Source organism: Bradyrhizobium sp. SUTN9-2, assembly GCF_003122645.1.
Classification (GTDB): Bacteria; Pseudomonadota; Alphaproteobacteria; order Rhizobiales; family Xanthobacteraceae; genus Bradyrhizobium; species Bradyrhizobium yuanmingense.
The window spans coordinates 5,972,893-5,991,771 of the sequence record NZ_LAXE01000001.1 but is presented as its reverse complement, the minus strand read 5'-3'; the positions used below and the strand labels follow the sequence as shown (position 1 = coordinate 5,991,771).

The 18,879-nt window shown below is 64.8% G+C and carries 15 protein-coding genes; 9 read left to right on the top strand and 6 right to left on the bottom strand.

Translation table 11 applies throughout. The annotated features are described in order from the left end of the window. Positions 1-27 precede the first annotated feature (27 nt). Entirely contained in the window at positions 28-2,394 is a 2,367-nt protein-coding gene (locus XF30_RS27760) for an efflux RND transporter permease subunit (RefSeq protein ID WP_036023089.1), read from the top strand. Between the two features lie 21 nt (positions 2,395-2,415). On the opposite strand, the gene XF30_RS27755 is transcribed toward XF30_RS27760, so the two are convergent. Both XF30_RS27755 and XF30_RS27750 read right to left on the bottom strand, forming a co-directional pair. After that, entirely contained in the window at positions 2,416-3,249 is an 834-nt protein-coding gene (locus XF30_RS27755) for a hypothetical protein (protein ID WP_109144430.1), read from the bottom strand. A 91-nt stretch (positions 3,250-3,340) separates the two neighbouring features. Then, positions 3,341-3,838: a hypothetical protein gene (locus XF30_RS27750; protein WP_036006098.1), complete on the bottom strand. Its 498-nt coding sequence runs from the start codon at positions 3,836-3,838 to the stop codon at positions 3,341-3,343. Between the two features lie 457 nt (positions 3,839-4,295). Between XF30_RS27750 and XF30_RS27740 the strand changes: the two genes are divergently transcribed. The 6 genes from XF30_RS27740 to XF30_RS27715 all read left to right on the top strand — a co-directional run bounded on the left by XF30_RS27740 (position 4,296) and on the right by XF30_RS27715 (position 10,452). Continuing rightward, positions 4,296-4,529, top strand: a complete 234-nt coding sequence (locus XF30_RS27740) for a hypothetical protein (protein ID WP_025035011.1) — start codon at positions 4,296-4,298, stop codon at positions 4,527-4,529. Between the two features lie 190 nt (positions 4,530-4,719). Then, a complete protein-coding gene (hpnC, locus tag XF30_RS27735; protein ID WP_109144429.1) occupies positions 4,720-5,604 on the top strand; it encodes a squalene synthase HpnC in 885 nt (294 codons plus the stop codon). Then, entirely contained in the window at positions 5,594-6,433 is an 840-nt protein-coding gene (gene hpnD / locus XF30_RS27730; protein WP_057027142.1) for a presqualene diphosphate synthase HpnD, read from the top strand. The genes hpnC and hpnD overlap by 11 nt, the downstream gene beginning before the upstream one ends. Next, a complete protein-coding gene (gene hpnE, locus XF30_RS27725) occupies positions 6,433-7,689 on the top strand; it encodes a hydroxysqualene dehydroxylase HpnE (protein ID WP_109144428.1) in 1,257 nt (418 codons plus the stop codon). The genes hpnD and hpnE overlap by 1 nt, the downstream gene beginning before the upstream one ends. 64 nt (positions 7,690-7,753) lie before the next feature. Beyond that, the gene (gene shc / locus XF30_RS27720; RefSeq protein WP_109144427.1) at positions 7,754-9,706 is read left to right on the top strand and encodes a squalene--hopene cyclase; all 1,953 of its coding nucleotides are present in this window, start codon (positions 7,754-7,756) and stop codon (positions 9,704-9,706) included. Continuing rightward, positions 9,703-10,452: a phosphorylase gene (locus XF30_RS27715; RefSeq protein WP_036006088.1), complete on the top strand. Its 750-nt coding sequence runs from the start codon at positions 9,703-9,705 to the stop codon at positions 10,450-10,452. The genes shc and XF30_RS27715 overlap by 4 nt, the downstream gene beginning before the upstream one ends. A gap of 165 nt (positions 10,453-10,617) precedes the next feature. On the opposite strand, the gene hpnH is transcribed toward XF30_RS27715, so the two are convergent. Continuing rightward, positions 10,618-11,778: an adenosyl-hopene transferase HpnH gene (hpnH, locus tag XF30_RS27710; RefSeq protein ID WP_109144426.1), complete on the bottom strand. Its 1,161-nt coding sequence runs from the start codon at positions 11,776-11,778 to the stop codon at positions 10,618-10,620. A 36-nt stretch (positions 11,779-11,814) separates the two neighbouring features. After that, complete coding sequence (ispH, locus tag XF30_RS27705) at positions 11,815-12,741, bottom strand: 4-hydroxy-3-methylbut-2-enyl diphosphate reductase (RefSeq protein ID WP_036006084.1); 927 nt, start codon at positions 12,739-12,741, stop codon at positions 11,815-11,817. A 456-nt stretch (positions 12,742-13,197) separates the two neighbouring features. Between ispH and hpnN the strand changes: the two genes are divergently transcribed. Further along, entirely contained in the window at positions 13,198-15,786 is a 2,589-nt protein-coding gene (gene hpnN / locus XF30_RS27700) for a hopanoid transporter HpnN (protein WP_109144425.1), read from the top strand. On the opposite strand, the gene XF30_RS27695 is transcribed toward hpnN, so the two are convergent. Beyond that, on the bottom strand, positions 15,754-16,416 hold the full coding sequence (locus tag XF30_RS27695) for a DUF2147 domain-containing protein (protein WP_192893272.1): 663 nt from the start codon (positions 16,414-16,416) through the stop codon (positions 15,754-15,756). The genes hpnN and XF30_RS27695 overlap by 33 nt on opposite strands. A gap of 141 nt (positions 16,417-16,557) precedes the next feature. Here XF30_RS27695 and hpnO point away from each other — a divergent pair, with 141 nt between their 5' ends. Beyond that, positions 16,558-17,949 (top strand): aminobacteriohopanetriol synthase HpnO, encoded by a 1,392-nt coding sequence (gene hpnO, locus XF30_RS27690; protein WP_109144423.1) that lies wholly within the window; start codon positions 16,558-16,560, stop codon positions 17,947-17,949. 37 nt (positions 17,950-17,986) lie between these two features. Here the strand turns inward: hpnO and XF30_RS27685 are convergent, their stop codons facing one another. Then, a complete protein-coding gene (locus XF30_RS27685; RefSeq protein ID WP_057027147.1) occupies positions 17,987-18,868 on the bottom strand; it encodes an alpha/beta fold hydrolase in 882 nt (293 codons plus the stop codon). Positions 18,869-18,879 lie beyond the last annotated feature (11 nt).

The following is an 18,879-nucleotide window of genomic DNA, read 5'->3' as shown; positions in this document are numbered from 1 at the left end:
CGAGCCGATTTAGGAACTGGACAAGGCATGCTCGAAAAGCACAGCGAGAGTGAGGTTCATGTCGACAAGGTCGAGCAGGGATCTACGTCCTCCATCGCCTTCGGGCTGGAGCGTCTCGGGCTGATCGCCGTTCGGGCCCCGATCGTCTCCTGCATCGTCCTGCTCGCGCTGATCGTCGGCGCGGTGTTCGGCATCTACCGGATCAAGATCGACGATTCGCTGTCGCAGCTGTTCCGCTCCGACACCCGCGAGTTCCGCCAGTACGAAGAGGTCACCAAGAAATTCCCGGCGGAGGAGTTCGACGTCCTCGTCGTGGTCGAGGGCAAGACCCTCCTGGAACGCAGCAACCTCGAGAAGCTGCGCGACTTCGTCACCGACCTGCAGCTGGTCGAAGGCACGCGCGGGCTGGTCTCGCTGTTCTCGGCGCGCCAGGCGCCGGCCCCCGGCAAGCTGCCGGCGGCCCTGTTCCCGCCCGAGCTACCGGAGGGCGCGGCCTATGACAAGTTCATCGAGACCGTCAAGAACAACGAGATCATCCGCGGCAAGCTGCTGTCGGAGGACGGCACATTGGCGCTGGTCGTGCTGTCGCTCGATCCGGAGGTGGTCGCTTCCAACAAGTTGACCAAGACCGTCGCCGACATCCGTGCGCTGATGAAGGAGACGCTCGGGGACACCGGCCTCAACGTGCAGCTCTCCGGCGTCCCGGTGATGCAGCTCGAGATCCGCAACGCGGTTGAGCGCGACGGGCTGACCTACAACATCCTCGGCATCCTCGCCGGCTGCATCATCGCCATCATCTTCTTCCGCAAGATCTCGTTCATGATCGCGGCGGCATTCCCGCCGATGATCGCTATCCTGCTGGCGCTAGGCGCGCTCGGCTGGGCCAATTTCAACCTCAACATGTTCCTGAACGTGATGACGCCGCTCATCATGGTGATCAGCTTCTCCGACTCGATGCAGCTGACCTTCGCCGCGCGCGATAGGCTGATCGCGGGCCAGGACAAGTTCACCGCGTTCAAGAACGCGGTGCTGGTGGTGGGCCCGGCCTGCGTGCTGACGCATGGCACCGCCGGCATCTCCTTCATCGCGCTGCAATTCTCCGACTCCGATCTGATCCGCAAGTTCGGCGAGGCGGGCCTTGCCGCCACCATCATCGCGCTGGTCGCGGTGCTGTCGCTGGTGCCTGTCTTCGGCGTGCTGTTCGTGCGCAACGAGAAGGTCTTCGCGGTCAAGTTCCAGGGCGCTGATGCCGGCGTACAGGCGCTGCGCAATTTCTGCTACTGGATTGCGGTGCGCATGGTCGGCCGGCCCGGCCTGTTCAGCCTGCTGGCGGTGCTGTTCGTCGGCGGCCTCGGCGTCATCTATGCCAATCTGGAGCCGCGCTACCGGCTCGCCGACCAGGTGCCGGACAAGCGCCAGGCGGTTGCCGCCAGCGACCGGTTAGACGCCAAGCTGACCGGCGCCAATCCCGTCAACGTGCTGATCGTGTTCCCGAAGGGTGAATCGCTTTATTCGCCGCAGACGCTCCAGACGATCGCCGAGGTGCACGCGACAGTCGAGAAATCCGCAGGGGTCGGCAACGTGTGGTCGCTGGAGACGCTGCGCCGCTGGCTGGCGGAGAAGGCCGGCAGTGCCGACGTCGCGACGCTGAAGGAATATGTCAGCGTCATCCCCGAGCACCTGGTGCGCCGCTTCATCGACGCCGAGCAGGACGCTGTCGTGGTGGCCGGCCGCGTGCCGGACAAGGATTCCAGCCAGCTCCTGCCGATCGTCGACAAGCTCGATTCGGAGCTCGACGCCGTCCGCAAGAAGCATCCGGGCTATGAGATCGCCGTGACGGGTCTCGCCGCTATCGCCGCGCGTAACTCGGCCAACATGATCGAGAAGCTGAACCACGGCCTCACGATCGAATTCGCGCTGGTCGCGATCTTCATCGGCCTCGCCTTCCGCTCCTGGGTGGTGACACTCGCCTGCATCCTGCCGGGCATCTTCCCGGTGGTGATGTCGGGCACGGTGCTGTGGGCGATGGGCGAGGGGCTGCAATTCGCCAGCGTCGTTGCGCTCACGGTCTCGTTCGGCCTCGGCCTTTCCGCTACCATCCACTTCCTCAACCGCCTGCGGCTCGAGAACAAGCCGGGTGTCGGCTCGGCGCTCGCGGTGGAGCGGGCCACCGTGCTGGTGGGACCTGCGCTGATCCTGACCACGGTGGTGCTGGCCTGCGGCCTCGTCGTCACCGTGTTCTCCGACCTGCCATCGCTGCGTCTGTTCGGCTGGCTCAGCGCCTTCTCGATGGTGATGGCATTGGTCGCTGATCTTTTCATCCTCCGGCCGACGGCGATGTGGCTGATCAATCTGCACGCCAAGCTGCATGGCGCGGACAAGCAGGCGATCTGAGGGGCCGGCGCCGGACCGCCCTCACGCGCCGATACGAACGATTCCGTAAGGATTGAACTTGAAGTCGCCCTCGGCGTAGTCCTGCTCCCGCGACAGCGCGAGCTTGCGGTCGCGCAGCGTTGCCTCGATGCCGCGCTCGGCCATTGCGTCCGCGATTTCGTCCATCAGATTCGCTGCGTTCCGGTCGCTGCCGCGCGATCGCGCGACATAGATTTCCGGCAGTCCGACGAGGTGGAAGCCGACGCTTTCGTTGTAGGTGTCGCCGGCAAGCGGACGCTTGGCGAAGGCGAGGCGACAGGATCGGCCCATCGCTGGCGTGACGGTAAGGCCCTGGTTCGTGTTTGCGGCGGCCTTGCACTCGCGGGCCAGTTGCCGCCATCGCGTGAGTCCGTGGGCAACGCCCGCGCTTTCTCCTTTCACGGCCGTGGCGCCGGCCTCGATCATCTCCTCGACAATTCGCAAGGCGGCAGCTGAATAGGCGACCGTCTTGTGCTGCTCCATCGGCGGGCTCAGCACGTAGAGGACCGCTTTGTGATTGAGTACGGCCATTTCGTCCGCCTCGGACCACGCTTTCGGAAAGACGCGGTCCCAGCACACACCGAAAGAGCGCTCCATGTGCGGATCGGGTTTGGCTTGCGAATAGGTGCGGTCGATCTCGAAGCCGAAATCGGCGATCGTCTTCGCCACCGCCTTGGGCGGATGCAGCAGGATTTCATTCTTGCCGAGGAAGCAGAGCACGTGACGCGGCTTCACGGACGAAGGCTGCATGTTCGCTCCCTGCTGATCGCTGGCGAAGGCGCGGCTGGCCACGAAGAGCCCGGCGGCCTTCAGCAGATGTCTGCGGATCGGGTCCATCTCAGCAAATCCAGCCGGTCAGTTCGTGTCAGCAAAAAGCCCCCGGCTCGCGAGAACCGGGGGCATGTTCCTCATTGCGTGCGAAAGGCCTTCAGCCCTTCGTCATCGTGATGTTGACGCCGCGGATCTCGCCCTTGGACGAGATCTGCACCGTCTGCTTGGTGCCGTTGGTGCGCAGCGACAGGTTGGCGGCAAAGCCGTTGGCCTCGACGAAGACCTCGATCTGGCCGCCGCCGGCGGTGCCCTGGAGATTGCCGAAGATGTTGCGGCTGGACTCGCTCCAGTTGCCGGAGATGCGGTCGCCCTGGCTCGTCACGTCGCTGGTGAGGTTGAACTTGTAGCTGTCGGAGGCGCAGCTCAGCGCCTGCTTCAGGTTGAGGCCGCTGCCGGCGACCTTATAGTCCGCTTTGCAGCGAATGCGCTCGGTGGAGCCGTCGGACAGCGACACCGTGCCGGTTCCGGTCCACGCGCCGTCGAAACCGGCAAACGGTCCGGACGACTGCGCGTGGCTTGCCGATGCCGAGAAGAGCAGCGCCACCCCGATGCCGGCCGCCCTGATTGCCAGTCCAGATCGCCAAAAGAATGTCATCTCGAATATCCCGCTTTGGAACGACGTTCGCTTCGATCGAGAACGTCTCGCCACATCGAAAGTTTAGTGCTCCGAGCAAGTCGCAGGTTCAAAGCCCGGCGGCCAGAGACGGCGGTTCACGCGGCCGCGCCGTGCTTCCAGGGGCCGCGATTTGCCGCGCTTCGTCATGTTTCCGGCAGCCGAGGACGGGCGAAGAGATGCAGCGCGGCAACAGGTCTGCATTAAAGCGCAATGCTCCCGAATTGCGATGTAGTATCAAGCCCTTACATCTGTCAATGAAGGCGCGGGGAAGACCTGATTCGGTGGGGCGGCGCCAATTTGGCCGCATTTGCCAGTGCTTGTGCCTTCCCTGAGGCCGCTACAAGCGGCGACTTGCCATCAGAACCAATCCGTTCCGGCCATCCGCCCTGCGCAGTCCGGGATCGGTGCGATTCTGCCGTCAGAATGAAGGAATACAATGCGCAATCTTCTCGTCGCTCTCACCCTGCTGTCGGCCTCCCTTTCGACGGCGGCGTTCGCCCAACAAGGGCGTGGCACGGACGCCGAGCAGAAGGCCTGCACCCGCGATGTGCAGAAGTTCTGCCGCCCGGTCATCGACCAGGGCGATTTCACCATCCTGGCCTGCCTCAAGGAGAACCGGGCCAAGATCTCGCAGGCCTGCGACCAGGTGCTGAAGAACCACAATCAATAAACTCGGCCATTGGCCTAGAAAGGCGGCCCTCGGCCGCTTTTCCGGGCCCAATTCGAAGGGGCAGCCATCGACGGACAGGATTGGTTTTGCGGCCGTATTCCCCTATATGGGGGCCGCGGCGGCGTCGCCGGCGTGAGCCCGCCCGAGCGAAAAAGCCCTTCCTGTCCAAACGATTGTAAACCAGCCCTCGATGACCTCTGCGAGCGAATTGCGATCCGGCAAGGGTGACCGCGACGAGAATTTTCCCGTCGCGTCCTGGATCATTCATCCGCGTCATCGCGCCCTGATCCTGGCCTATTACAATTTCGTCCGCACCGCGGACGACATCGCCGATCACGCCACGCTCCCCCCCGACCAGAAGCTCGCTTATCTCGATCTGCTCGAGGCGGAACTGCTCGGCAAGGGTGACACCCAGCCTGAGGCCGTGAGCTTGCGCCGCGCGCTGGCCGAGCGCGGCATGGCGCCACGTCATGCGCTCGACGTGCTGATCGCCTTCCGCATGGACGTGACCAAGCTGCGCTATGAGACCTGGGACGAGGTCATCCATTATTGCCGCTACTCGGCGATGCCGGTCGGCCGCTTCATGCTCGACGTTCACGGCGAGAGCACCTCGACATGGGCCGCCTCGGACGCGCTCTGCGCGGGCCTTCAGATCAACAATCACCTGCAGGATTGCGGCAAGGATTATCGCGAGCTCAACCGCGTCTATCTGCCGCGCGATGCGCTGGCAGCGCACGGCGCCTCCGTCGAGCAACTCGGTCTCGCGCAGTCGCCGCCGGCGATGCTGGCCTGCCTGCAGTCGCTCGCCGCACGCAACGAGGTGCTGCTCGGAGAGGGCAGGTCGCTCGCAGCCGAGATCCGGGATTTCCGTCTCGGCGTCGACGTCTCCGTCATCCAGGCCTATGCCGACCGCATCGTGCGCTTGCTCAAGGTACGCGATCCCTTGCGGGAGCGCGTGCATCTGAACAAATTCGAGCTGCTCGCCTTCAGCCTCGCCGGGATCATCGGCGAAGTTGGCCGCCGTGCGATCCGTCGCAAGGCCATTTCCAGACCGGGGACTGCCCATGACGCTTGAGGCGACCACGCCCGGCGCCAATTACGGCTCGACCGCATCCGGCAGCTCGTTCTATGCCGCGATGCGCATCCTGCCGCGTGATCAGCGCGAAGCGATGTTTCAGATCTACAGCTTCTGCCGCCAGGTCGACGACATCGCCGATTCCGACGGCCCGCGCGACGAGCGGCTCGCCGCACTTCAGGAATGGCGCAACGATATTGACGCGCTCTATCAGGGCCATCCGCCGCCGCGGCTGAAGGACTACGTCGCCTCGGTGAAGACCTTCGGGCTCAAGCGCGAGGATTTCCTCGCCATCGTCGACGGCATGGAGATGGACGTGCCGCAGGACATCCGTGCGCCCGACATGGCGACGCTGGATCTGTATTGCGACCGCGTCGCCAGCGCCGTGGGGCGGCTGTCGGTGCGCGTGTTCGGCATGCCCGAGGAAGACGGCATCCTGCTCGCGCACCACCTCGGCCGCGCGCTGCAGCTCACCAACATCCTGCGCGACATCGACGAGGACGCCGGCCTTGGCCGGCTCTATCTGCCGCGCGAGGCGCTGCTGCATGCCGGCATCACCTCTGATGATCCGAACCGCGTGATCGCCGAGCGCGCGCTGCCGAAGGTCTGCATGCCGCTGGCGCAGCGCGCCAAGGTGCACTTCGAGAAGTCGGACGAGATCATGAACCGCAACAGGCGCCGCGCCGTGCGCGCGCCGCGGATCATGTCGAAATACTACCATTCCATTCTGGACCTCCTGATCGCGCGCGGCTTCACCGCGCCGCGCGAGCCGGTCCGTGTGTCGAAGATCACGCGCATCCTGATCCTGCTCCGTTACGCTTTCATCTGATGCAAAACACAGCTCACATCATCGGCGCTGGAATTTCCGGCCTCTCCGCCGCCGTGCGGCTCGCCAATGCCGGCTTCAAGGTCGCCGTGCACGAGGCGACGCACCAGGCCGGCGGCCGCTGCCGGTCCTATTTCGACGGCGCCACCAATCTCACCATCGACAACGGCAATCATCTGCTGCTGTCGGGCAACAGCCATGCGCGCGCCTATGCGCGCGCGATCGGCACCGAGGCGGGCCTGGTCGGCCCCGAGCGGGCGCAATTTCCGTTCGTCGATGTCAAAACCGGGCAGCGCTGGCAGATCGATCTCGGCGATGGCCGGTGGCCGACCTGGGTGCTCGACGAAAGCCGCCGCGTGCCCGACACCGGCCTTTCCGATTATCTCAAGCTGGCGCCACTGATCTGGGCGTCGGAGGAGACGCTGGTCGGCAAGTCGATTCCGACCGAGGGCATCCTCTATCAGCGCCTGGTGCAGCCGCTGCTGCTGGCAGCTCTCAACGTCGATCCGCCCGAGGGCTCGGCCGGGCTCGCCGGCGCGATCGTGCGGGAGACGCTGCTTGCGGGCGGGCAGGCCTGTCGTCCGCTGATCGCGCGCGACGGTCTCAGCGCGGTTCTGATCGAACCCGCCGTGAAGTTTCTGCAGGAGCGTGGTCACAGCGTTCAGCTCGGCCACGAGCTGCGCTCGTTCGTCAGCACGGACGGCAAGGTGACCGCGCTGAATTTCGGCGGCGAGGATTTGATCCAGCTCGGTGCGGGCGATGTCGTCGTGATGGCGGTGCCGCCGCGCGCGGCCGCTAGCCTGCTCCCGGGGCTGAAGACGCCGACCGAATTCCGCGCCATTGTGAACGCGCATTTCCGCTTTGAGCCGCCGCCGGGCTCGGCGCCCATCCTCGGCGTGATCGGCGGCGTGGTGGAATGGCTGTTCGCGTTCCCGAACCGGCTCTCGGTGACCATCAGCAATGGCGACCGCCTGGTCGATATGCCGCGCGAGGAACTGGCGCAGACGATCTGGAACGAGGTCTGCCAGGCGGGAGGTGTATCCGGTGAGCTGCCTCCTTGGCAGATCGTGCGCGAGCGCCGCGCCACATTTGCGGCGACGCCGGCCCAGAACGCCCTGCGTCCCGGGCCGGTCACTGCGCTGAAAAACCTGTTCCTCGCCGGCGACTGGACTGCTACGGGATTGCCAGCAACCATCGAGGGATCGGTCCGGTCGGGTGACCGCGCCGCCGATCTGGTTCTGGCCGCCAAAGGATCCTGAAAGGCGGCCCGACGGGCAATTCTCCCGGTCAACTTTCAACCGACTATCGGAGCAATCGAGCGACATGGATTCCGTGACCGCGACCAGCCGCGAAGCTTTGGAATCGAGCATTGCGTCGGCCACCCAGGGCCTCCTCGGCTTCCAGCAATCCGATGGCCATTGGGTGTTCGAGCTCGAGGCCGACTGCACGATTCCGGCCGAATACGTTCTGCTGCGCCATTATCTCGCCGAGCCAGTCGATACCGTCCTCGAGGCCAAGATCGGCAATTACCTGCGCCGCATCCAGGGCGCCCATGGCGGCTGGCCGCTGGTGCATGACGGCGAGTTCGACATGAGCGCCAGCGTGAAGGCGTACTTCGCGCTGAAGATGATCGGCGATTCCATCGACGCGCCGCACATGGTGCGGGCGCGCGAGGCGATCCACGCCCGCGGCGGTGCGATCAACAGCAACGTCTTCACCCGCTTCCTGCTCGCAACCTTCGGCGTCGTGACCTGGCGCGCGGTGCCGGTGCTGCCGATCGAGATCGTATTGCTGCCCTTCTGGTCGCCGTTCCACCTCAACAAGATCTCCTACTGGGCGCGCACCACGATGGTGCCGCTGATGGTGATCGCCGCGCTGAAGCCGCGCGCGAGGAATCCGAAGGGCGTCGGCATCGACGAATTGTTCCTGCAGGATCCGCGCTCGATCGGCATGACCGCCAAGGCGCCGCACCAGAGCATGGCCTGGTTTCTGTTGTTTCGTTCGCTCGATGCGATCCTGCGCGTGATCGAGCCGCTGTTTCCGAAGAGTCTGCGCAAGCGCGCGATCGACGCCGCGCTCGCCTTCACCGAAGAACGGCTCAACGGCGAGGACGGCATGGGCGCGATCTACCCGCCCATGGCCAACATCGTCATGATGTACGACGCCCTCGGCAAGGACGAGAACTTCCCGCCACGCGCGATCACGCGCCGGGGCATCGACAAGTTGCTCGTCATCAAGGACGACGAAGCTTATTGCCAGCCCTGCGTCTCTCCGGTGTGGGACACGACGCTCACCGCGCATGCGCTGCTGGAGGCCGGCGGTGACAAGGCGGTGCCGGCCGCCAAGCAGGGCCTCGACTGGCTGATTCCGAGGCAGGAGCTCGAGGTGAAGGGCGACTGGGCGGTGAAGCGGCCCGACGTGCGCCCGGGCGGCTGGGCCTTCCAGTACAACAATGCCCATTACCCCGATCTCGACGACACCGCCGTGGTGGTGATGTCGATGGACCGCATGCGCCGGGAGCACGGCGCGACCGGCTATGACGATGCGATCGCCCGCGGCCGGGAGTGGATCGAGGGCATGCAGAGCGACGACGGTGGCTGGGCCGCCTTCGACGTCAACAACCTCGAATATTACCTCAACAACATCCCGTTCTCGGACCATGGCGCGCTGCTCGATCCGCCGACTGAGGACGTCACGGCGCGATGCATCTCGATGCTGGCCCAGCTCGGTGAGACCGCCAAGACCAGCAAGCAGGTGGCCGCCGGCGTCGCCTATTTGCGGAAGACCCAGCACCCGGAGGGGTCCTGGTACGGCCGCTGGGGTATGAACTTCATCTATGGAACCTGGTCGGTGCTGTGCGCCCTCAACATGGCCGGCGTCGACCACAAGGACCCCATGATCCGCAAGGCGGCGGCCTGGCTGACCTCGATCCAGAACGACGACGGCGGCTGGGGCGAGGATGCCGTCAGCTACCGGCTCGACTACAAGGGCTGGGAGGCCGCCCCCTCGACCGCCTCGCAAACGGCATGGGCCTTGCTTGCCCTGATGGCGGCAGGCGAGGTTGATCACCCGGCCGTTGCCCGCGGGGTGGAGTACCTGATTGCAACACAAGACAAAAAAGGACTGTGGGACGAGCAGCGGTACACCGCCACAGGCTTCCCCCGCGTGTTCTATCTACGTTATCATGGTTACCCAAAGTTCTTTCCGCTGTGGGCGTTGGCGCGGTATCGGAACTTGCGGAACACCAACAGCAGGGTGGTAGGGGTCGGAATGTGACTTTGGGGACGGGGGACTATGTTACCGCGGGTCAGGCAATCGACCCGCGGCCGATACTGATCGTGACCGGATTGGTTCAGGAGGCCCGCATCGCGGCCGGGCCCGGAATGGCGGTCATCTGTTCATCCAGCAGCCCGACCCAGTTGCGGGCGCTTCTGACGGTGGTGGATCCTGAGACGATTCGCGGTGTGATCTCGTTCGGCGTGGCCGGCGGGCTCGATCCGAGCTTGCGCTCCGGCGACGTCGTGCTGGCGACCGAGGTGCTCTCCGGCGACACCCGCTGGGCCGCCGGCCTGTCGCTCGGCGACGATCTGATCGATCGCCTGACGTCCGGCCGCCGCCGCGTCGTGCGCGGTAGTCTCGCCGGTGCCGAGGAAGTGGTCACGAAGCGCTCCTGCAAGGCGGCCCTGCACTCCGAGACGGGGGCCGCCGCGGTCGACATGGAAAGCCACATCGCCGCGGCCTACGCCGCCGACGCCGGGCTGCCCTTCGCCGCCGTCCGCGTCATCAGCGACCCCGCCCACCGCGCGCTGCCGGCGCTGGCCCGCGCCGCGATCAAGCCGAACGGCCAGATCGACCTCGGAGCCGTGCTGCGCGGCATCGTGCGCAATCCGGCAACGCTGCATGCCCTGGTCTCGACCGGCATCGACTTCAACCGCGCCCTGCGGTCGTTGCGCGGCTGCCGCGATTATCTGATCGGGACGGAGTTCGTCGAGAGCGAGGCCTTGGTGTCGAAGGCGGCGTGAGCGGGGGCTTCGATCTGAGAATAAAGAAAGGGCCCGGTCGCCATTGGCGTCCGGGCCTTTTTGTTTCGACGTTCGTAGCCCGGACGGAGCGAAGCGTAATCCGGGGCCTTGGAGAGACCATCCCGGATTTCGCTTGCGCTCCATCCGGGCTACGGGCTCTGCGCTTTACGCCGCCGTCGAAGCCTTTTGCGCGGCCTTTGCCTGTGCGGCAGCGGCTTCGTCCTTGCGGATCTCCGAGAGCTTCTTCTGGACCTGCTCGGAGAAGATGTACTGCGCCGGGCGCTGCTTGGAGAGGTCGATCTCCGGCGCCATCGGGCCGCTCGTCCGCACGCCGCGCAGCGCGACCCACGTCGCCTTCAGCGGGTTGTTGAGCGCTGCGGTCGCGGCCGTGGGCTCGTAGCCGCAATGGGCCATGCAGTCGGCACACTTCTCGTACTTGCCGGTGCCGTAGGAATCCCAGTCTGTGGTCTCCATCAGCTCCTTGAAGGTTTTCGCGTAGCCTTCACCGAGCAGGTAGCAGGGCTTCTGCCAACCGAAGATGTTGCGCGCGGGCATGCCCCACGGGGTGCATTCGTATTCCTGGTTGCCGGCGAGGAAGTCCAGGAACAGTCCGGAATGCATGAAATTCCACTTCTTGCCCTTGCCCATCGCAAAGACGTCGCGGAATAGCTTCTTGGTCTTGGTGCGGTTGAGGAAGTGCTCCTGGTCCGGCGCGCGCTCATAGGCGTAGCCCGGGGACATCGAGACGCCGACGCCGAGCTCGGTGGTGAGGTCGAGGAATTTGGCGATCTCCTCGGCCGGGTGGCCGTCGAAGATGGTGGCGTTGACGTTGACGGTGAAGCCGCGCGCCTTGGCCGCCTTGATCGCCGACACCGCGCGGTCGAACACGCCCTTCTGCGACACGGCCTTGTCGTGGTGGTCGCGCAGGCCGTCGAGATGCACCGAGAAGAACAGATAGGGCGAGGGCTCGAACAGATCGAGCTTCTTCTCCAGCAGCAGCGCGTTGGTGCAGAGCGAGACGAACTTCTTGCGCGCGACGAGGCCGCGCACGATCTCGCCGATCTCCTTGTGGATCAGCGGCTCGCCGCCGGGAATGGCGACCATCGGCGCGCCGCACTCGTCGGCGGCGTCCCAGCACTCCTGCGCCGTCATGCGGCGGTTGAGGATCGCATCGGGATAATCGATCTTGCCGCAGCCGACGCAGGCGAGGTTGCAGCGGAACAGCGGCTCCAGCATCAGCACGAGCGGATAGCGCTTGCGGCCAAGCAGTTTCTGCTTGAGCAAATAGCCGCCGATACGCATTTCCTTGAAGAACGGGATAGCCATTACAGGTTTCTTTCTGGGCTTTTCAATTCGGGTGGGTCAGCTCGCGGCCAGTTGGGCCGGGAGCCGGAATTCGATGTTTTCCTCGCGGCCCGGCAACACCGAGACCTTTACCGGTCCGATCCGCCGCATCGCTTCGATCACGTCATCCACGAGTACCTCGGGCGCCGAAGCGCCGGCCGTGACGCCGACGGTCCTGGCATCCTTCAACCACTCCGGATTGAGCTCGCTGCCGTCGGCAATCAAATAACTCGCGACCCCGGCCTCAGTGCCGATTTCGCGGAGCCGGTTCGAGTTCGAGCTGTTGGCAGCGCCCACCACCAAGATCACGTCGACCAGCTTGCTCAAGTCCCTTACCGCAGATTGGCGGTTCTGTGTCGCATAGCAGATATCCCGGATATCCGGACCTTGAATGTCTGTAAAGCGGGCCTGAAGGGCCGCGATGATGTCCTTGGTGTCGTCGACCGACAGGGTGGTCTGGGTGATGTAGGCCACTGGCGTATCCGCCGGCAGGGTCAGCGCCTTAACCTCTTCAACGCTCTGGACAAGCTGCACCGGCCCCGGGACCTGGCCCATCGTGCCCTCGACCTCGGGATGGCCGGCGTGGCCGATCAGGATCAGGGTGCGGCCCTTGCCGATGTAGCGCTTCCCCTGATTGTGAACTTTCGTGACCAGCGGGCAGGTGGCATTGAGCACCGGAAGGTCGCGCGCGACGGCCTCTTCCTCGACGCTGCGGGCGACGCCATGCGCGCTGAACACCGTCACCGCCTTCGGCGGTACCTCGGAGAGTTCCTCGACGAAGATGGCTCCTTTGGCCTTCAGGCTCTCGACGACGTATTTGTTGTGCACGATCTCATGGCGCACGTAGACGGGCGGGCCGTACTTCTCCAGCGCCCGCTCCACGATTTCGATTGCTCGTACCACCCCCGCGCAGAAGCCGCGCGGTTGCGCCAGATAAACTTCCATTGGACGCCCATCACGCAAGTTGCACCAATCCGCTCTTTGCAGTCCCCAAGCGGCACTCCGATACTGACCAATGAGTTGCAATATCCGCACCATTGGTTCGCGCCTGCGGTAGCCACCCACCCCTGTGGACGGCTCCGGCGCATGGAGGCGCAATACTTTGTGTCAAAAAATCGGCGGTAGGGGAAGGTGGAACCGCGGAGGGAGGCGTCTATGAGGTATTTTAGTAGGGATTGCGGTGTGCCTGCGTGCGCGACATTCCTGCATAGTCCTTCGTCACGTTCCCGCCTCAACTCCCTGCCTATACCGGCCGCCCCGCATGATTTTGCCACGGTCTCCCTCCGTTTACCTCGAACCTTCTGGCGGCGAGAACCACCCAAAACAGCAATAGGTTTCGGCCGGGAACTCCGATAAACAGCGGGCGTTTCCGGCAAGCTGTTAACCGCAGAAAGAAAAGAAGTGCTGCAAAGCGTCGTCGTTGCCATCGTCAGGGCCTGCACCCGGTTTGCCTCCCTCGTCGTCGTTCTCGGGCTCCTGCTGTCGGTGGGGGCGGGCTATTACGCTGCGCGCCACTTCGCCATCAACACCGATATCAACTCGCTGATTGCCCAGAATCTGGACTGGCGGCAGCGTGACCAGCAATTCGACAAGGCGTTCGATCAGAACGAAATGATCCTCGCTGTGGTCGAGGCCAGGACGCCGGAAATGGCGAGCGCCGCGGCAGACGCGCTCTATGCCAGGCTGAAGGACGACAGGACCAACTTCCACTCGATGCAGCAGCTCGGCAGCGGCGCGTTCTTCGAGCGGAACGGCCTGTTGTTCCTGCCGACCGAGGAGGTCGGCAAGATCACCGGCCAGTTCGAAGCCGCCGCGCCGCTGATCGAGATCATGGCCGGCGATCCCTCGATCCGCGGCCTGACCGGGGCGCTGGAGACCGGCCTTGCCGGCGTCAAGCGGGGCCAGGTCAAGCTCGACAGCACCGAGCGGCCCTTCAACCTGATCGCGCAGACAGTCGAGACCGTGCTCAACAAGGGCAACGCCAGCTTCTCCTGGCGCGAACTCGTCAGCGACGAGCCGCTCAAGGATTCCGACAAGCGCACCTTCATCGAGTTCAAGCCGATTCTCGACTACAACGCGCTGGAGCCTGGCAAGGATGCGACTGACGCGATCCGCAAGGCCGCTGCGGATCTGGATTTTGCCGGCAAATACCAGGCGCGGGTGCGGCTGACCGGTCCGGTGCCGATCGCCAATGAGGAATACGCCACCGTTCAGGAGGGCGCGGTCGTCAACGCCGTCGGCACGATTCTCGTCGTGCTGGTCATCCTGTGGCTCGCACTGCATTCGTCGAAGATCATCTTCGCGGTGTTCGTCAATCTGTTCGTCGGCCTGGCGATCACGACAGCGGCCGGCCTGATGATGGTCGGATCGTTCAACCTGCTGTCGATCGCGTTCGCGGTGCTGTTCGTCGGCTTAGGGGTCGACTTCGGCATCCAGTACAGCGTCCGCTACCGCTCGGAGCGCTACAAGCACGATGATCTCGCGGGCGCGCTGGTGCTGGCAGCCAAGCGCTCGGCGGTGCCGCTGTCGCTGGCGGCGATGGCGACGGCCGCGGGCTTCCTCTGCTTCATGCCGACCGACTACAAGGGCATCGCAGAGCTCGGCCAGATCGCCGGCGTCGGCATGCTGGTGGCGTTCATCTCGTCGATCACCGTTCTGCCGGCACTGCTCAAGCTTCTGAACCCGCCCGGCGAGCCGGAGCCTGTCGGGTACGCCTTCCTGGCGCCGCTCGATCACTTCCTGGAAAAGCATCGGGTGCTGATCGTCGGCGGCACGCTGCTGCTCGCGCTCGGCGGCCTGCCGCTGCTCTACTTCATGAAGTTCGACTTCAACCCGATGAACCTGCGCAATCCGCACGCCGAGTCGATCGCCACCTTCCTCGATCTGCGCAAGGACCCCAATACTGGTGCCAATGCCATCAACGTGATGACCACGTCCGAGGAGCAGGCAAGGCAGGTCGAGGCGAAGCTGGAGAAGGTGCCCGAGGTGCTCAGGGTGATGTCGCTCGACAGCTTCGTGCCGCAGGACCAGCCGCCGAAGCTGAAGCTCATCGCGCAGGGCGCCAAGGTGCTGAATCCGGCGCTCAACCCCGATCAGATCGACGCGGCGCCGACGGACCAGGAGAATGTCGAATCGCTGAAATCGTCGGTCGACAATCTGCGCCGGACCGCGGGCGACGCGAAGGGCCCGGGCGCTGTTGCCTCGCGCCGTCTTGCCGACGCGCTCGAGAAGCTCGCCAACGGCGACGAGGCCACGCGCAACAAGGCGCAGGACGTGTTCGTCGCGCCATTGAAGATCGTGTTCGACCAGCTCAGGAACGCGATGCAGGCAGGTCCCGTCACCCTGAGCTCGCTGCCGCCCGATCTCGTCAGCGCCTGGAAGAGCAAGGACGGCATCATCCGCGTCGAGGCGCTGCCCAAGGGCGATCCCAACGACAACGATACGCTGCGCAAATTCGCGGCGGCGGTTCTCCAGGCGGAGCCGACTGCGATCGGCGGTCCGGTCTCGATCCTGAAATCCGGTGACACCGTTGTGAAGGCGTTCATCCACGCCGGCATCTATGCGCTGCTGGTGATCGGGCTGCTGCTGTGGATCACGCTGCGCCGCTTCGTCGACGTGCTGATGACGCTGGTGCCGCTGCTGGTTGCCGGCGCGGTGACGCTCGAGATCTGCGTGTTGATCGGCCTGCCGCTCAACTTCGCCAACATCGTCGCGCTTCCGCTGCTGCTCGGCGTCGGCGTCGCCTTCAAGATCTATTATGTCGTGGCCTGGCGCTCGGGCAGGACGAACCTGCTCCAGACCAGCCTGACGCGCGCGATCTTTTTCAGCGCGCTGACGACCGCGACCGCGTTCGGCAGCCTGTGGCTGTCGAGCCATCCCGGCACGTCCAGCATGGGCAAGCTGCTGGCACTGTCGCTGGTGACGACGCTCGCCGCCGTGCTGCTGTTCCAGCCGGCCCTAATGGGCAAACCCCGCAATCTCAGCGAGTAGGCAGATGTCGCCGACCGGGTCGGCGGCGCCCTTCTGACCGGGCTTGGCTGCGCCGGCGGCCTTGGGAGCTGCGGGCGCAGGCGTGGTGGTGCCGCTCCCGGCTTGGGCTGCTTGGGGCCCTTGCCCCGCTTGCCCCCCTTGGGGCTTCGGCGCAGTGCCGCTGGATTTCGCTGCGCCCTTGGCCATGGCGTTGGCAGGGCTCGAAGGGATCGGCGGGCCGACCCGGGTCCAGGTTTCGCCGCCGCAGAGGAAGCCCATGACGCAGCCCTTGATCTCGAGCTGGTCGGGACCGGCCGGCGTGATGGTCGCGCTGTAGAGCTGGCCGTCCTTGGCGTTGTAGACCTGTCCTTCCCACTGATCGACGCCGGGCTTCTTCTTCATGTCGATCAGGGTTGCCATGCCGAGTGTCGGCCTGTTCTTTTTCGAGGCGTCGGGATTGTTCTCGTCGCGTCCGCCGGGCTGTTTTTCCCAGGAAACCGCGCCCCACATGCTGCCATAGCATTGGGCGACGCGAATGTTAGCAACGCCGTCGGCGACCCGCCAGTCGCCGGTCGGATCCGCGGCGAGCGCCGGCGTCAGGCCGGCGTAACCGCCAGCCAGTATTAGTCCGGTGTAAAGGGCCAAACGCATGTGTGTTCCTTGGCAGTGCAACATGGTCTAAAGCTGTGCTTGCGAAGATGGTCCGAAAAAGGGCAAAAGGCCGCACAGACCGTTTTCAGTAACGGTCCGTTTTCAGTTGACGAGACGGCCCTCAACCGAAGTATGTAGCGGATGCACAGCCCAAATCCAGACATGTCTCAGCTATTCGCGGACCGTCAGGCCCAGCGCAGCACCCTGCATAACCGGTATCTGAACGAGCAGTTCGTCCGGGTTCTCAAGACCATCGGCTACGATGTCGGCTTTCAGAAGGGGCATGGGCAGTATCTCTACGACCGTGAGGGCGCGCGCTATCTCGACCTGTTGTCCGGCTTCGGCGTGTTTGCGATCGGGCGCAATCATCCGGTCATGCGCGAGGCGCTCAAGAGCGTGCTCGATGCCGACCTGCCCAACCTCGTCCAATTCGACGTCTCGACGCTCGCAGGTGTGCTGGCCGAGCGCCTCCTGAAATACGTTCCCTATCTCGACAAGGCGTTCTTCGCCAATTCCGGCGCCGAATGCGTCGAGGCCGCGATCAAGTTCGCGCGCGGCGCGACGGGGCGTCCCGGCATCGTCTATTGCGCGCACGGCTATCACGGACTGACCTACGGCGCGCTGTCGCTGACCGGCGATGCCAATTTCCGCACCGGCTTCGAGCCGCTGCTGCCGGGCTGCACCGCGATCCCGTTCAACGACCTGGCGGCGCTGGAAAAGGCGCTGGCCTCGCGCGAGGTCGCAGCCTTCGTGGTCGAGCCGATCCAGGGCAAGGGCGTCAACATGCCCACCGACGAGTTCCTGCCCGGCGCGGCCGCCCTCTGCAAGAAATACGGCACGCTGTTTGTCGCCGACGAGATCCAGACCGGCATGGGCCGCACCGGCCGCTTCCTCGCGGTCGAGCACTGGAACGTCGAGCCCGACATGGTGCTGCTGTCGAAGTCGCTGTCGGGCGGCCACGTGCCGGTCGGCGCCGTGCTGACGCGCAAGAGCATCTTCGACAAGATCTTCAACCAGATGGACCGCGCGGTGGTGCACGGCTCCACCTTCTCCAAGAACGACCTCGCGATGGCCGCGGGCATAGCCACGCTCGACGTCATGGAATCGGAGAAGCTGATCGATGCGGCCGCCAAGCGCGGCGCCGAGCTGCGCCTCGCGCTGACGCGCATGGTGCCGGGCTACGAGCTGCTCAAGGAAGTCCGCGGCAAGGGCTTGATGATCGGCATCGAATTCGGTCCCCCGAAGTCGCTGCGCCTGCGGGCCTCCTGGAACGTGCTGGAGACCGCCAACAAGGGCTTATTCTGCCAGCTCATCACCGTGCCGCTGTTCAAAGATCACAAGATCCTCACGCAAGTCGCCGGCCACGGCAGCCACACCATCAAGCTCTTGCCGCCACTCACGATCACCGAGGAAGACTGCGCCTGGATCGAGAAGGCGTTCGACGGCGTCATCGCCGGCAGCCACAAGGTGCCCGGCGCGATCTGGTCGCTCGGTAAGACACTGGTGGACAACGCCGTGCGACGGTCGGCCTAGAGACGATCGCTCAGGCCGCCTCGTCCGCGGCCGAAACTTACTCGGCAAACTCGCGCACGGCTTCCACCACGTGCTCCGGCACTTCCTGCGCGACGCAGTGGCCGGCATTCTCGAAAACCCGTGTGGTCACACCCGGGATCAGCGACACAGCGCGTCGCGCCATCTCCTTGTAGATTGGACCCGACTTCGCCGCTGTCGTGACGCGCACCGGGCAGTCGATCTCGCTGAGCATCGCGAACGGATTGCCGCGGGCATCCCCAATGTAGACCTGCTCCATCGCCTCGTAGATGGGAAGCAAGATCGCGGCTTCGATTTTGGGCGTGCAGCAGAGCCGGACGCGGCCGTCATCCAGGGGCGCGAAGCCGTGGCGCACATACGTCCGTAGCGAGGTTTCGGTCCAATCCGCAAACGCCGGTGCTGCGCGGTAACGTTCGAACACTGCGTCGGGACTGTCGAACTCGGCGCGTCGGCGTAGCGTGCCCTGCACGCGGGCGAGCGATTCTTCGCTCAATCCTCCGGAGCGCGCCGCGCGCGGGTCCATGACGGTCGGCTCCATCACGAACAGGCGTGCGAAGCGACCGGGCAGGAGTTTCGCCGCGAGAAGGAGATCGGTCGCACCCGCGCTGTGGCCGATCCCGTAGATGTCGCGGAGATCGAGCGTATCGACCACCCGGCAGATGTCGTCGGCGTAATCAAGGAAGTGATAGGCGCCGGGTTTGTGGCTTGCGCCATGACCGCGTCGGTCGAGGGCATAGACGGTGTAAGTCGATGCGAGCTCGCGCGCGACCTCGTGCCAGACGTCGGCGACGAAGCCGGTGCCGTGTACGAGCAGGGCAGGCGGCTTGCCGCTGTCGCCCCATTGCAGCATGGCGATCTCTGCGTCGGCGGGACCGATTGAGAAACGGTGCGGATCGATCATGAGCGATGGGA